Genomic DNA, 13,082 nt, shown 5'->3' with positions numbered 1-13,082 from the left:
CCTTCAGGGGATTGCCGCAGGGGCAGGAAATAGCTTAGCACTGTTTGTAAATGCTATATTTTCTCTTGCCTCGAAGGGCCTTGCGAAGGGGATGCTGCAGCCCCTTCGGCCCTTGACCGTTCTGTGGCTCAAGGCCACCTTGCGCAAATGCACCAGGCTACGCCCGGAGCCCGGCAGACCGCAGGCAAAGGCCGGGAAGCCTCTGCACCGGCGGCCGAACGTGCTCGTCGAGCGAGTGACCGGGTGGTGTCTGTGCGGCATCATGCCAAGATGCCCTGCGGCCTTCCCCCGCCGTTCCATATTTTTATCGCCTCGTGGTGGTGATTAAACTCATTGAATGCAATCTCGGCCCCATGTCCTGGGCGGAACCTACGATTATTTCCGTCTCTTCTTCCGGACCGCTCCTTGGCCATCAAGAGCGGCCGTCCTCACGTTCTTCTCGATATTCGTCATCGTGCCGCTGCTGGGCGACCCCAGCAGATCCTCGGAAAGGGTCCTGGAAGCCATCTCCATATTCACCATCCTGAACCTTTCCTTCTATCTGGCCGCCGCGGCGCTGGCGGCGTTCAACGGGAAAGCGCCGGCGGAAATGCGGAGGACCGGGCGCGCAGTGGTCTTCCTGATCGTTGCCCCCATAACCATGTTCTCTCTCCTCACCGCATCGATCGCGCTGTTCGGGAACGAGGTCCTCCCAATGGTCAGGATGGCGATCTCGATGGTGGTCGTGGTCCCTCTGTTGTTCGTGGTCAGCATCCTGATATGGTCGGTCGTCAGGAAGGGCACCGTCCAGGATGATCCGCGCGCATCACTGTTCCTGGTGTTCCTGACCATCTTCCTGACGATCTACATCTTCGCCTCCATCTATTATGTTCAGGGCTTCCTTAGGACCAGTTCCGGTGCCCCCATGGGCTTTGACGATGCGTTCTACTTCAGCGGCCTGGTCTTCACCACGCTGGGATACTCCGACGTTTCCCCGGTGGGGTTGGGCAAATGGCTGGTAGTGTTCGAGGCCGTCTCTGGCTTCATGGTCCTGGGCCTGTTATCGGCGATCTTCATCCAGAGCGTACTGGCATCACAACAACGCGCCGGCCGCCCATAGCCCCGGGAAGGATCGGCGGAACGGTCCCAAATGACTTATGCGTCCAGGCTATTATTGGGGCTCATGGCCATAGAGAGCGGCAGCGTCCAGACGGTCAGGGTAGACCGGAAGAACATCGAGGAGTTCCTGCGACTGGTCCAGGAGTTCGCCGACTTCGAGCGCCTGGAGGGGCCGAACGAGGCGGCCAGGCTCCGCCTCAAGAGGGACCTTATCGCCGACCCGCCCATGGCCGAGGCGTTCCTGGCCGTCCTCGACGGGAAGGCCATAGGCTTCGCCACCGTGTACTTCACCTACTCCACCTTCCTGGCCAAGCCCACCCTGTTCCTGGAGGACATCTTCGTGCTGGAAGAGCATCGGAAGAGGGGCATCGGTTCCAAGCTGTTCTCGTTCTGCGTGCAGGAAGCGAAGCGCCGCGGGTGCGGGCGGATGGAGTGGACCGCCCTGGACTGGAACGTCGGGGCGCACTCCTTCTACGAGAGGATGGGCGGAAAGAAGATCCCGTGGGTCACTTTCAGGCTCACGGAGAACGATTTCGGCGAGGCCGTCGAGCGGTCTCAATAGGACAGGCCCATCGCATCAAAATCCCTCATGGGCGCCTCCCTTCCGCCCAGCGGCTCGATGATCTCCTTGATCGTTTCATATGGGATGTCCGGGGCAGGAAGCACGATGCACTCTGCCTCCTTTCCCACCAGCATGATGCTCAGGATGAGGGTGTCCGTGAAAGGATCGTCCCCCGCACAATTGACCTTGACTATGAACATCATGGGCTTGGAGATGCTCGCATCCAAACTATCCATGAAATCCTTCTGGAATATCTTGCCTATATCGAGGCCGATGAACCGGAAGGGCATGGGAACATCCGCCAAACGGCCCATGGGCAGCTCCAGAAGATAGTCATCCTCGCTCCGCTTTTCCTTCTTCGTTGCCTTCTTTCGTGGGGAGGCCTTGTCATTGTGGTGGGCGGCCTTTGTGCTCATGCTGAGCACGTGGGGACGCCATCGGATATAATACGGTGGGCGCGCGAAGGGCCGGAAGACGTCCCGAGCTTTATTCAGATCTCAAGGAACTTCCCGAGCTCGTCGTAGCCCAGGACCACTGCCTTGCCGATGATCTCGCGCAGCATGTCCGCGGCGTCGCGCTTCTCCTCTGCGGGCACGATGACCCTGACGCCGATGCCATCGGACAGCGTTTCGCTGTACTCCTCCAGCGCATCAGGGTCGGCCCACATCTCCTCCGGCTCGATGAACTCCAAGGCAACGACGTCGTCCTCGTACCCGAAGACCCTGATGAGCCCCCTGGTCCCGAACTCGGTGTCCATGTAGTCATCCTCGAACTTCCTGCCGGGGTTCGCTTCCCCCAGCTTCGCCATCCTTTCCCTGGCGACCTCTCCGACCTCGGCCATGAGCCGATATCGCCGGCCATGATTTAATAATGCTATCCGGCGCCTAGGCGCGCAGGAACTCTCCGGGGACAAGGCTCGTGGCGAGCATGACCATATTGATCTCGCGGTGCTCCCTCCACGTGCTCACCGTCCAGTTCCGTCCGTCGGTCCAGAACCGGTCTATCGCTCCCGCCAGGGGTAGGAACGCGTTGAGCGCTTCGGCACTGTGCGCCGCGTCCCTGCTGAACAGGCCCGGCTTCATGGACATGCAGTCCTTCACGCGCTCCATCCCTTTCAGCCCGATGGCCAGCCCTAGTTCTCGGAACGCCAGGCGGTGAGCGGCCGGAAGTCCGAGAAGATCGCTCTCGGCGATGAATTGCACGCTGAGAGGGGCGGAGCCGAGCACCTTCTCCAGCAGCCCGGGGCGGTCCAGGCCGCCCGCCGCCGTGAGCTGGACGATCCGCCACGCGTCGGAGAGCAGGCCGCCCGCGCCCAGGGGATCATCGGTCAGGAGGCGGCCTTCCCGAACGATGCCGGCCATGTCGGCGATTTCCCCGTCCAGGTCCGTTCTGACGCCGAGCTTCCGAGCCCTCGACGCGATCTCGCTGTAGGTGACGAGGCCGTCGAGGGGGTCGTGCTGCCCCATCGAGGCGACCTGAGGGCGGGAGAGATCGATACTCATCTTCCAGTACATCCTCTTGCGCCCGCCCCGCGGCGAATATATGAACGCCGGGTGAACGGCCTTGGCCAGCTCCACCGCCCACCTCAGGTACTGGGGGTCCCCGGTCGCCGCGGCGACCCTGCTCAGGGCATGCATCCACTTGGTGAGGTAGTGATAATATTGCCCGTCCTGCTCCCACTCCCGCTGCGGGTCCGCCGGCTCGCCGGGCAGGCGCTCCGGGAGGGGCTTGCCTATGCGCAGGCCCCCGGCGGTGGGATGGCGCTCCCCCTCGTACTCATCGAGGCCGCTTATCCACCCCCTCTCACCGTCGTCGGAGCGGTGCTTCCCCAGGACATGGTGCACCTCGTCCACGAGCTCCAGCGCTATGTTCCGGTACTCGGCATCGCCGCTGTCCTGGAACAGCTCCAGGTAGTTGCACACCGCGAACGCGTCGGTCCACAGGTAGCGCTTCGGCGCCGGGCCCGCCGGCGCCAACCCGGTTATCTTGGCGAAGTCGAGCATGAGGTCCCCGGCCAGCGCAGCGGCCGTTCCCCGCTCCATCGCCCTTGTCATAGCTGGTCGCCGCTTTAAAGGACCTGTTGCACGACCTTCTCTTTGTTCGAGAGATGATCGCCGATCTTGGCGGCCTCCTTCTCGAACTGCTTCAAATCATAGTGCTGGGCGTGCAGCATCGAGCTCCACCGCGAGGTGAAGGAGGCGAGGTAGAACAGCTCCGCGAGTTCCTCGTCCGTGGCGCCCCTGGCCTTGGCCATGTTGAGATGCATCAGCTGGCAGTACGGGCACTTCAGGTTGGCGGCCACGGCCAGCCCGATGAGCTCCCGGTGCTTTGGCTCTATCACCGACTCGCCCCACTGGTATTTTTTCATTAATGCCCAGTCGTGGATCAGAACATCCTCCGGCAGAGCGCTCATGAAACCAGGCACTATCCCGAGGGTCTTCCTGATATCGTCCAAGGTGTCCTCGTACTCTCCCATCGTATCTCCCATGTCCACGTGGCCGGGCAACGTGCTTAATGCTTGCCTGACCGTGGAACGGGCCTCAGAACTCCAGCAGGGACCTCTGGTTCTTGATCAGGGGCCTAGCCTCGATACCCAGCCTGCTCTCGATCTCCCTTGCCAGGTCGGCGTCGAAACCGTGGTGCGTCAGGACGACGGACGGCTCGCAGGCCTTGGTGAACGCCAGCAGCTCCTCGAAATCGGCGTGGTCGGAGAACGGGAACGCCTCATCCACGCGCATCTTGTACCGGTACCCGCGGTCCAGGGCCCAGCCGGACACTGCCGCGGTCCTCATGCCGTTGCGGCGCCAGCAGTCCGCCTGCGAGGACTTGCGGAACCAGGGAGTGCATACCACCACGAACGGATCGTTAGCCAATTCTTCAGAGTACAGGCGGAAGTTGTATGGATCGCGCTCCGAGCTTATGGCAGAGGTGGCGTTGTACACTGACTGGTCGGTCAGCGGGTCCATGTCGTCCAGTATCTTGATGAGGTCCTGCGATTTCCCGAAGGGGTAGGCGAACATGGCCGCCGAGTGCCCCTGGGAGATGGTGTCCTCGGCCCAGTCGTGCATGACCCTGCCCATCTCCTCGCTCGGCGGGAACACGTAGCCGGGGCGGCCGTAGGTGGACTCGATGATCAGCACGTCCGTCTTCACCGGCTTCGCTCCCGCACAACCGAAGCGGTCGCGGGTGCACAGGTCCCCGGTGTACAGCACCCTCTTCCCGCACTGCTCCGCCTGGAACATCCGGGAGCCGGCCATGTGCCCGGCGTCGAACATCGCCACGCCGGGATGGTCTATCTTGTTCAGAGGGTGCTTGGTCCGTCCCTCGATGCACTTGAGCGTTACATCGGAACAGACCACCTCGCGCCCCTCCACCCTTTTGGGGAGATGGTCCGAGTGCGCGTGGGATATGCAGAAAGTGCCCGAGGTCCCGATGGTCTCGGCGTCGAAGTAGAACTCCTCCTCGCCCAGGACCTCCACCCCGTTCCCGAGCCTGATCTCCAAAGCTCTCTCCGACACGAACTTTCCATAACTGGTTCGATAGTTAAAATTATCCTTACGGTTCCAGCAAGGACCGAAGGGACGTGGCGGGTCTTGAAATGATCCCGCTCGGGCCGGAAGCGCTTGCGGTCCTCTTTGCATCGAGCCAGATCCGCCGACCTCCATCCGCACTTTCGGGCACCTCCCTCTCCTATCAATTTATAATTATATTTCAAAGAGGAAGAAGGGATATGATGAGCGGTTCGGTTTGGACAGAGAGGATGCCGGCGGGCGGCCCGATGCCCCCTCCCTCGGCGGCGGAGGAGAGGTGCGTGCGCACCTCCATCCCGGTCTTGGACGCCGTTTTCCAGGGCTTCCGCCCTTGCAGCGTCACTCTGATCGACAGCCCCGGCCGCGTGCTCCTGGATCTCATCCCCGCACTCTGCGTAAATGGGATAAGGGATCTGGAGCGGGACGTGGTGTGGGTGGACGGCGGCTGCACCGTGGACCCCTATGAGATCGGACGGGCCTGCCGTCGCCGCGGCATGGGCCGCGCCGAGGTCCTGGACAGCATCAACGTGGCAAGGGCCTTCACCGCCTATCAGCTCGTCGACCTCATCGACGAGCGGCTGGAGAAGGAGGTCGCCAGGACTGGCGCGGGCATGGTGGTCATCTCTTGTCTCCCTGAGATGTTCCAGGACAAGGAGATGCGCAGGTCCGAGTCGCACCAGCTGGTCAGGAGATGCATGGAGCGCCTGCGCGCGATAGCCAGTTCTGACAAGGTAGCGGTGCTGGTGACCAGCCGGGGGCCGATGCCCCCTGGCCTCCGTGACCTCGTCTACGAGGGGGCAGACGAGATCATGCGCGTCGAGAACGCCTCCCGGGCGCTGCGCATAACCCTCCCTCTCCGAGGGGAGAGCGTATTCTACCGCCCCGTGCCGCGGGGACAGACCACCTTGGGGGAGTTCGCGAGGCGATAGCATGGGCAGGACCGTTCCGACCTACCGGACGACGCTGGAGTCGATCATCGGCAGCTGGGACGACTTCAGGCGGGCGCTCCCCCGAGAGGACCGAGAAGCGTTCGACCAGATGGTCAACCGGGCGAGGATGCACGCCTCCGCGTCCTCGTACGCGGCGTTCTCCGATCCCGTGGAGGGGGCGCTGCTCTCCATTCTTCTGGAGCAGGAGAAGGAGATCCGCCGGCTGAAGGAGAGGATATGAAAGGCTGGGTCCTCGACTGCTACGCGGACCACGAGACGAACCGCATGGTCACGTGGTTCAAGACCAACTCGGGAGCGGAACGCATCGAGGAAGAGTTCGTCCCCCGCATCTGCGTGCGCGCCCCCCAGGGCCGCACGGGGAAGCTGGTCAATGACCTTGCCATGATAGGTGTGAAAGGAGTGTCGAAGGTGCGCCGCCGCACCGGGCTGGGGGAGGAGAAGCGAGAAGTGCTCTCCATCGCCGTGCCCGATTACTCCAGCATCCAGCCGCTGGCGGTCACGATAGACATGTGGGGTGGCTACCGCGACTACCTGCTGTACGACGTGGACCTGCGCATGGACCAGCGATACTTCACGGACCGGAAGATCTTCCCTATGGGGCTCACGGAGCTGCCGTCCCTGCGCTCCCTCGACTCGAACCTGCGCATCGATTATCCGATACCAAGGCTGAGGTCGGTGGACCTCGGAGTCCGCGCGGGGGGCGGGAGCATCCCCACCTTCGGCGACCCCATTGCGTCGGTCACGGTGGACGGCGCCGAGATCGACGGCCCGGAGGACAAGGTCATCGGGGAGCTGCAGGCGCTCATCCGGAAGCGCGACCCCGACGTGATCTACACCCGCAAGGGGGACAGCTTCGTCCTGCCCTACCTGCAGAAGAGGGCCGAGGCCAACGGCATGGAGCTGGAGCTCGGCCGGGACCGGGGGCGGAGGACCGCCCGGGGCAAGAGCTACTTCACTTATGGCCGCATCTTGTACAAGCCCCCTGCCTACAAGCTGCGCGGCCGGGTGCACATCGACCGGGAAACTTCCTTCATCTTCGCCGAGAGCGGGATGCACGGCCTCATCGAGCTCTCCCGCCTCTCCCTCATCACGATCCAGGACCTCTCCCGCATGTCCCCTGGCAGCGCTATCAGCTCCATGCAGATCAACGAGGCCCTGCGCACCGGCCACGTCGTGCAGTGGAAGAAGAACCGCCCCGAGGACTTCAAGACCGCCATGGCCCTTATCGCCTCGGACCGCGGCGGCTTCATCTACGAGCCCAAGGTCGGGGTGCACGGGGGAGTGTGGGAGGTGGACTTCTTCTCTCTCTATCCCAGCATCATGGTCCGCCACAACATCTCCCCGGAGACGATGATGTGCGGTTGCTGCCCCCAGTCCCGCCACGTCGTGCCGGAGCTGGGCTACCGGATATGCGAGAGGCGCACCGGCCTCATCCCCCACGTGCTGGTGCCGGTGCTCAAGCGCCGCCGGCTGTACAAGGACCTGAAGAACAAGGAGGGGGCGAAGCGGGAGATGTACGAGCAGCGCTCCAAGATGCTCAAGTGGCTCCTGGTCACCTGCTTCGGCTACACCGGGTACCGCAACGCCCGGTTCGGGCGCATCGAGTGCCATGAGGCCATCAACGCGTTCGGCCGGGACATCCTGGTGCGGTCGGCCGATCTGGCGGGGAAGCGGGGCTTCGAGGTCCTGCACGGAATCGTGGACTCGCTGTGGCTTCTCGGCGAGGGGGACATCGCTTCGTACTGCGGGGAAGTGACCAGGGAGGTCGGCATCGACCTGCAGCTGGAGGGCCGCTACGACTGGATCGTGTTCCTGCCCAACATATCTACCGGGGTGGGGGCGCTGAACCGCTACTACGGCCGGTTCGAGAGCGGCGAGCTCAAGCTGCGGGGGATAGCGCTCCGCCGCAGGGACACCCCGGTGCTGGTAGAGGACCTTCAGAGGGACATGCTGGAGCGGCTGTCGGAAGCGAGGGACGCCGCGTCCTTCCTGGCCGCGGTGCCATCCTCCCTCGATATCCTCGACGGCTGCATATCGAAGCTTCGCGACGGCGCCGTGCCGGTGGACCGGCTGATCCTGCGCAAGAGAATATCCCAGCGCTTGGAGGATTATGTGCAGTTCAACGACTCCGTGGCGGCGCTGCGGCAGCTGAACGACGAAGGCTTCGAACTGCAGCCGGGGCAGGCGGTGGAGTACCTTATCCTCGACCCCGGGAGCAGGAGCTCCCGGGACCGGGTGAGGGCGGCACCGTTCCTGGAAGGGAGCGAGCGATACGATGCCGAACGCTACGTCGACCTCGCTCTCCGCGGTGCCGGCGAGCTCCTCTCTCCCTTTGGATGGGCCTTCGAGGATCTCAGGGCCAGGGACGAGGGCAGGTCAAAGAAAGGACAGCAAGGCGTCCTTCCAGCCCATGAAGAAAAGTAGCGAGGGGATGAGCAGGCAGCCGGTGAGATGGACCCGGTTCACCCCCAGCAGCGGAGGGACCAGGCCGAGGAGCGTCGAAACGGCCAGTATGACCAGTCCGGGGAGGCCGCAGAACGCCAGGGCGAGGACGACCATGGCGACGATGAGAACGGCGTTCACCCGCCCCAGGGGCCTCCCGGCGACCTTCCGGGAGAACCGCTCGCCCACGCGTATGGTGATGTGGAACGACACCGCCGCGGAGACGAGCACCGCCCCCAGGAGCATGGGGAAGTACGGCGAGGGCAGGGACATCAGCGAGGCGCCGTCGTTCCCCAGGACATCCTTCGCCGCCAGCATCGCCCCGGAGCGCCCCTTGTAGGCGATGGCCAGGGCCAGCAGCCCGAACACCGTGGAGGAGGTGCCTACGGCGGAGACCATGGTGATGAACCTCTTCGCCGACTGCGCTCCCCGCCCCTCTTTCCCGAAGGCGGAGCCGATGATGACCCCGGTGGTGGAGCTGATCCCCGGGAACCACCCCACCAGGCCGCCGGAGAGCGCCCCTACGATCCCGGAGCGCAGGTCGAACTCCGTCACCTCCGCCTCGGACTGGGGAGGGAGCGGCCGGGCGTTGCCTGATAGGATGAGGGCGGGCAGGCCGAACAGCCCAGTGAGCAGCGGGAACATGATGCTGTGGTCGAGGCCGAGGAACGCGCCGACCACGGGGAGGCGGCCCTCCGTGGCCGTAAGGCCGAGGAGCCCGGAGATAAGGATCAGGAACGAGGCCAGGGCCCGCTTCTTCCACCGCGGACGGCGGACGGTCCATTCCCCCTCCACGCGCACGCTCCCCATGGGAACGCGGCCGCGCACCTTCCACTCCCCGGTCCCGTTGCGGAGCCATCGCCCCCTCAGCGGAACGCGGACCGCCGTGCCGCACAACGTTACGGCCTGGCGATGCACCGGGACCGGGCGGACGATGCTCACCGTGAGAGGACACCTTTCCGCCTTGCGCACCCTGATGCTCGCGCTAGCCTCCTTCCCGCCCTTCTCCGACATGACCAGGGAGATGAGGGCGAGAACGATGACCGCCGGGATGATCGTATCCAGGACGCGATACAGCTCCAGGGGAGGGCCCAGCACCAGGTAGAGGGGGAACGACAGCGCCACCGCCACCGTCGCGCCCATGAAGCTGCCGGAAGCGGCGGCCAGGACCGCCTCCGCGCCCCGCCCGTCCATCAGCAGCCGGTGCCCTGGTAGGATGGAGAGCGCCTCGTCCTCATCGGGCGCCCCCAGGAATATGGAGGGGACGAAGTCCAGGAAGGAGTGCGCCACCGCCGCGGACACGATGACCGCGAGCATGAGCAGGACCGCGCTGTCTCTCCCGGCCCCCAGTAGCTCGGCGGCGCTCCCCATCAGAGGGAGCAGCGCGGGCGACAGGGTCACCAGGAGCAGGGCCAGGGTGTTGACGTGGATCCCCGGCACCACCCCGGTGAACGTCCCCAGGGCCGAGCCTAGCAGGGCGAAGTACGATACCGCCAACAGCATAGCGAGGTCCACCTGCCCCTCTCGACCGCCAGAAGGTTAATACGGACCCCTGCTCGTAGTATACGCTGGAAATATATACGACCGACGTGGATTTTGGGGAACATTATGACCGTTGTGGTTCAGGCCAGGGACCTGGTGAAGCAGTTCGGTTCGTTCACGGCCGTGGACCACATCGAGTTCCGCATCGAGCAGGGCGAGATCTTCGGTTTCCTCGGTCCCAACGGTGCGGGCAAGAGCACCACCATGCGCATGATCCAGTGCGTGTCGCCCATCACCTCCGGATGCCTGGACGTACTGGGCATGGACGCGCGGACGCGGTCCCGGGAGATCAAGGGCCGCATCGGGGTGGCCCCGCAGGAGACGAACCTCGATCCCGACTTCTCCGTCCTGAACAACCTCGTCACCTTTGCCAGGTACTACCGCATCCCCAAGGTCCAGGCGATGACCAGGTCCCGGGAGCTGCTGGAGTTCATGCAGCTGACCGAGAAGGCGGACGAGCAGATCGAGAACCTGTCCGGGGGGATGAAGCGCCGCCTCATCGTGGCGAGGGCGCTGATCAACGACCCCGACCTGGTCATCCTGGACGAGCCGACCACCGGTCTCGACCCTCAGGCCCGGCACCTCATATGGGAGAAAATCAGGGAGCTGAAGAAGAGGGGCACCACCATCATCCTGTCCACGCACTACATGGACGAGGCCGAGCAGCTGTGCGACCGCCTGGTCATCATGGAGGACGGAAGGTTCCTCGTGGAGGGAAGGCCGAAGGAGCTCATCCGGGAGGCGGTGGGGCCGTGCGTCATGGAGGTCATCGACCCCGAGGGGACCCTGGCGGAAGAGTACCTGAGGTCGAGGGGAGAGCACATCGAGCGCTCGGCGGACCGCATCTACGTGTACGCCGACAACTGCCAGCTGGTGCAGAAGGACTTCCGGGCACAGCTGCCCGATGTGTATTCCACGGTGCGCCCGGCCACCCTGGAGGACGTGTTCCTGAAGCTCACCGGCCGGAGGCTGCGGGAATGAGCATGCTCTCCAACATCGGCCCCGGCGCGCTCATGGTGTGGAGGCGCAACGCCGACGTGTACCTCAAGACCTGGAAGGTCAACTTCCTGCCGTCCATCTTCGAGCCGCTGCTGTACCTGGTGGCCATGGGGGCGGGGCTGGGCGGACTGGTGGTGGGGCTGCAGTACGCCGGCCACGACATCAGCTACGTGCGGTTCCTGGCGCCCGGCCTTATCGCCATATCCATCATGTACGGGGGGTTCTTCGAGTGCACCTACGGCTCGTTCGTGCGGATGCATTACCAGAAGACGTTCGACGCCATCATCGCCACTCCGGTGAGCATCGAGGACGTCATCGCCGGCGAGATATTGTGGGGGGCGACCAAGAGCTTCATCAACTCCACCATCGTGCTGGCGGTGATATTGCTGATGGGGCTGACCTTCTTCCCGTCGGTGCTGTTCACTGCGGGGACGCTCCTCCTGATCCCAGCGTTCGCGTTCCTGGGCGGGCTGATGTTCTCCTCCATCGCCATGATCTTCACCGCCCTGGTGCCCAACATCGACTCGTTCAACTACCCCTTCTTCCTGCTGGTCACCCCGATGTTCCTGCTGGGCGGTACTTTCTTCCCCATCTCTCAGCTCGGCCCGGCGGAACCCATCGCGTACTTCCTCCCGCTCACCCACGTCAGCATACTGGTGAGGAACATGGCCCTGGGCATCGGCGACTCCATTTGGGTCTACTCGACCATCTACTTGGTGGTGCTGACGCTGGTCACGTTCTTCCCCGCGCTGTACCTGATGAAGAAGCGGCTCATCAAGTGAGGACGACCAGCCGCCCGTCTCGGACCTCGACCTTGACCAATGTCTTGATCCCGATGCCGAGCTCGGCCTCCAGCCTCTCCTTCGCGTTGCCCTTCTCCACCGCCACCAGGACGTCGACGATCTCCACGCCGATGCTCCTGAGGGCGAGGACCACGGCCCTGAGGGTCCCTCCGGTCGACAGAACGTCGTCCACTATGGCTACGCGGTCCCCCCTGCTCAGGCCGTTGACGAACATGGCGCCCTTGGAGTACCCGGTCTGCTGGTCCACCCGCACTTCGCCGGGCAGCGAGTAGCCGCGCTTCCTTATGACGCTGTACGGTATCCTCAGCTCCAGGGACAGCGGGACGGCGATGGGGATCCCCATGGCCTCGGGGGCGAGGATGACGTCGCAGTCGAAGCTGCCTATCCGCAGCATCTCCTTTACCACCTCGTCCAGCACCTCGGGGTCGGCGCGGGGGATGCCGTCGGTCATGGGGTGAACGAAGTAGTCGTACTTGCCCACCTTGATGACCGGGGCGTCGGCCAGGCTCTTCTTGAAACGCTGCAGCACGATGGACCGAACGATGACGGATGATTTAAGGCTGCTTCGCTGCTCAAAGAACAAACTGCCCCTCCCAGGCATGGGGCCAGAGAATATGCGCATCTGCCGAGTGGAAAATGGCTCGCCATTCATTAAATGGTCAGCACTGCGCGCAGCAGTGCCAAGGAAAACGTTTTCGGGGCTCACATGGTCCTGTAGGCAGCTTCGATGATCTCGTCCCGTTCCAGGTCGGGGACCTGCCCTTTGCCGGCGGTCGAATACGCCTGTATGAACAGGAGGACCCCGTTCTTGTGTGCCGTGAAAAAGAAGAATCCTCCGACCTTTCCCAGAAGGTTGAAGTTCAGGATGCCGCCGAAGGAATCCTCGAAATCGCACCGGCAATCGAACGGCTGCAGCTTCCCCATCGGACCCAGCCTGCCGCGCTTGGACTCGATGAACGCTTTGCGGTTCTCGAACTCCGACACGACGTCATCAGGGATGTCGAAGCGAACGACGCTGACGTTGTCCCCGTCGGGAGATGAGGCCGACGCCGACATGGGCGCGGTCTCATCGTCCTTGGAGAACCTTCCGAACATCCCTTCATACGACGAAATAAAAGCATCGATCATGTCCAGCGCGTTCGGCCTGACCATCCTA

At 63.7% G+C, this 13,082-nt stretch carries 15 protein-coding genes; 7 read left to right on the top strand and 8 right to left on the bottom strand.

Features of this window, described 5'->3' with window-relative positions; all coding sequences use genetic code 11:
* Nucleotides 1-337 precede the first annotated feature (337 nt).
* Both WYS_RS07230 and WYS_RS07225 read left to right on the top strand, forming a co-directional pair.
* Nucleotides 338-1,099 carry a potassium channel family protein gene (locus WYS_RS07230; RefSeq protein ID WP_019177500.1) on the top strand — a complete coding sequence of 254 codons (762 nt, stop codon included), beginning with the start codon at nt 338-340 and terminating at the stop codon, nt 1,097-1,099.
* A 63-nt stretch (nt 1,100-1,162) separates the two neighbouring features.
* Nucleotides 1,163-1,660, top strand: coding sequence for a GNAT family N-acetyltransferase (locus WYS_RS07225; RefSeq protein WP_019177499.1), 498 nt, complete (start codon nt 1,163-1,165; stop codon nt 1,658-1,660).
* Here the strand turns inward: WYS_RS07225 and WYS_RS07220 are convergent.
* The 5 genes from WYS_RS07220 to WYS_RS07200 form a co-directional block, all read right to left on the bottom strand.
* The gene (locus WYS_RS07220) at nt 1,654-2,076 is read right to left on the bottom strand and encodes a hypothetical protein (RefSeq protein WP_019177498.1); all 423 of its coding nucleotides are present in this window, start codon (nt 2,074-2,076) and stop codon (nt 1,654-1,656) included. The two genes, WYS_RS07225 and WYS_RS07220, sit on opposite strands and share 7 nt — an antisense overlap.
* Before the next feature lie 74 nt (nt 2,077-2,150).
* Nucleotides 2,151-2,501 (bottom strand): hypothetical protein, encoded by a 351-nt coding sequence (locus WYS_RS07215; RefSeq protein WP_019177497.1) that lies wholly within the window; start codon nt 2,499-2,501, stop codon nt 2,151-2,153.
* Between the two features lie 43 nt (nt 2,502-2,544).
* Entirely contained in the window at nt 2,545-3,702 is a 1,158-nt protein-coding gene (locus WYS_RS07210) for a hypothetical protein (protein WP_019177496.1), read from the bottom strand.
* Between the two features lie 26 nt (nt 3,703-3,728).
* A complete protein-coding gene (locus WYS_RS14690) occupies nt 3,729-4,136 on the bottom strand; it encodes a carboxymuconolactone decarboxylase family protein (RefSeq protein WP_019177495.1) in 408 nt (135 codons plus the stop codon).
* Nucleotides 4,137-4,200: 64 nt separating this feature from the next.
* Nucleotides 4,201-5,178 (bottom strand): MBL fold metallo-hydrolase RNA specificity domain-containing protein, encoded by a 978-nt coding sequence (locus WYS_RS07200; RefSeq protein ID WP_162137716.1) that lies wholly within the window; start codon nt 5,176-5,178, stop codon nt 4,201-4,203.
* Nucleotides 5,179-5,393: 215 nt separating this feature from the next.
* Here WYS_RS07200 and WYS_RS07195 point away from each other — a divergent pair, with 215 nt between their 5' ends.
* From WYS_RS07195 to WYS_RS14680, 3 genes are read left to right on the top strand one after another with little or no spacing between them, the layout of a single operon-like run.
* On the top strand, nt 5,394-6,119 hold the full coding sequence (locus tag WYS_RS07195) for a hypothetical protein (RefSeq protein ID WP_162137715.1): 726 nt from the start codon (nt 5,394-5,396) through the stop codon (nt 6,117-6,119).
* Between the two features lies 1 nt (nt 6,120).
* A complete protein-coding gene (locus tag WYS_RS14685; protein WP_019177492.1) occupies nt 6,121-6,360 on the top strand; it encodes a hypothetical protein in 240 nt (79 codons plus the stop codon).
* Nucleotides 6,357-8,564, top strand: coding sequence for a DNA polymerase domain-containing protein (locus WYS_RS14680; protein WP_019177491.1), 2,208 nt, complete (start codon nt 6,357-6,359; stop codon nt 8,562-8,564). The genes WYS_RS14685 and WYS_RS14680 overlap by 4 nt, the downstream gene beginning before the upstream one ends.
* Here the strand turns inward: WYS_RS14680 and WYS_RS07180 are convergent.
* Nucleotides 8,517-10,097, bottom strand: coding sequence for a tripartite tricarboxylate transporter permease (locus WYS_RS07180; RefSeq protein WP_019177490.1), 1,581 nt, complete (start codon nt 10,095-10,097; stop codon nt 8,517-8,519). The genes WYS_RS14680 and WYS_RS07180 overlap by 48 nt on opposite strands.
* 93 nt (nt 10,098-10,190) lie before the next feature.
* On the opposite strand from WYS_RS07180, the gene WYS_RS07175 reads away from it, so the two are divergent.
* Both WYS_RS07175 and WYS_RS07170 read left to right on the top strand, forming a co-directional pair.
* Nucleotides 10,191-11,105: an ABC transporter ATP-binding protein gene (locus WYS_RS07175; protein WP_019177489.1), complete on the top strand. Its 915-nt coding sequence runs from the start codon at nt 10,191-10,193 to the stop codon at nt 11,103-11,105.
* Entirely contained in the window at nt 11,102-11,905 is an 804-nt protein-coding gene (locus tag WYS_RS07170) for an ABC transporter permease (RefSeq protein WP_019177488.1), read from the top strand. The genes WYS_RS07175 and WYS_RS07170 overlap by 4 nt, the downstream gene beginning before the upstream one ends.
* Here WYS_RS07170 and hpt read toward each other — a convergent pair.
* Nucleotides 11,898-12,455, bottom strand: coding sequence for a hypoxanthine/guanine phosphoribosyltransferase (gene hpt / locus WYS_RS07165; protein WP_019177487.1), 558 nt, complete (start codon nt 12,453-12,455; stop codon nt 11,898-11,900). The genes WYS_RS07170 and hpt overlap by 8 nt on opposite strands.
* 173 nt (nt 12,456-12,628) lie before the next feature.
* Nucleotides 12,629-13,078 (bottom strand): hypothetical protein, encoded by a 450-nt coding sequence (locus tag WYS_RS07160; protein WP_019177486.1) that lies wholly within the window; start codon nt 13,076-13,078, stop codon nt 12,629-12,631.
* Nucleotides 13,079-13,082: the final 4 nt, after the last annotated feature.

Source organism: Methanomassiliicoccus luminyensis B10 (genome assembly GCF_000308215.1).
In the GTDB taxonomy this organism is placed as follows: Archaea; Thermoplasmatota; Thermoplasmata; order Methanomassiliicoccales; family Methanomassiliicoccaceae; genus Methanomassiliicoccus; species Methanomassiliicoccus luminyensis.
Note: the sequence above shows the minus strand (reverse complement) of the source record. Positions and strands in the feature narration are given on the sequence as shown.

Coding starts and splice junctions, on each gene's coding strand:
- WYS_RS07230 (WP_019177500.1), top strand. CDS start 338: ATGCAATCTCGGCCCCATGTCCTGGGCGGAACCTACGATTATTTCCGT.
- WYS_RS07225 (WP_019177499.1), top strand. CDS start 1,163: ATGGCCATAGAGAGCGGCAGCGTCCAGACGGTCAGGGTAGACCGGAAG.
- WYS_RS07220 (WP_019177498.1), bottom strand. CDS start 2,076: ATGAGCACAAAGGCCGCCCACCACAATGACAAGGCCTCCCCACGAAAG.
- WYS_RS07215 (WP_019177497.1), bottom strand. CDS start 2,501: ATGGCCGAGGTCGGAGAGGTCGCCAGGGAAAGGATGGCGAAGCTGGGG.
- WYS_RS07210 (WP_019177496.1), bottom strand. CDS start 3,702: ATGGAGCGGGGAACGGCCGCTGCGCTGGCCGGGGACCTCATGCTCGAC.
- WYS_RS14690 (WP_019177495.1), bottom strand. CDS start 4,136: ATGGGAGAGTACGAGGACACCTTGGACGATATCAGGAAGACCCTCGGG.
- WYS_RS07195 (WP_162137715.1), top strand. CDS start 5,394: ATGAGCGGTTCGGTTTGGACAGAGAGGATGCCGGCGGGCGGCCCGATG.
- WYS_RS14685 (WP_019177492.1), top strand. CDS start 6,121: ATGGGCAGGACCGTTCCGACCTACCGGACGACGCTGGAGTCGATCATC.
- WYS_RS14680 (WP_019177491.1), top strand. CDS start 6,357: ATGAAAGGCTGGGTCCTCGACTGCTACGCGGACCACGAGACGAACCGC.
- WYS_RS07175 (WP_019177489.1), top strand. CDS start 10,191: ATGACCGTTGTGGTTCAGGCCAGGGACCTGGTGAAGCAGTTCGGTTCG.
- WYS_RS07170 (WP_019177488.1), top strand. CDS start 11,102: ATGAGCATGCTCTCCAACATCGGCCCCGGCGCGCTCATGGTGTGGAGG.
- WYS_RS07160 (WP_019177486.1), bottom strand. CDS start 13,078: ATGGTCAGGCCGAACGCGCTGGACATGATCGATGCTTTTATTTCGTCG.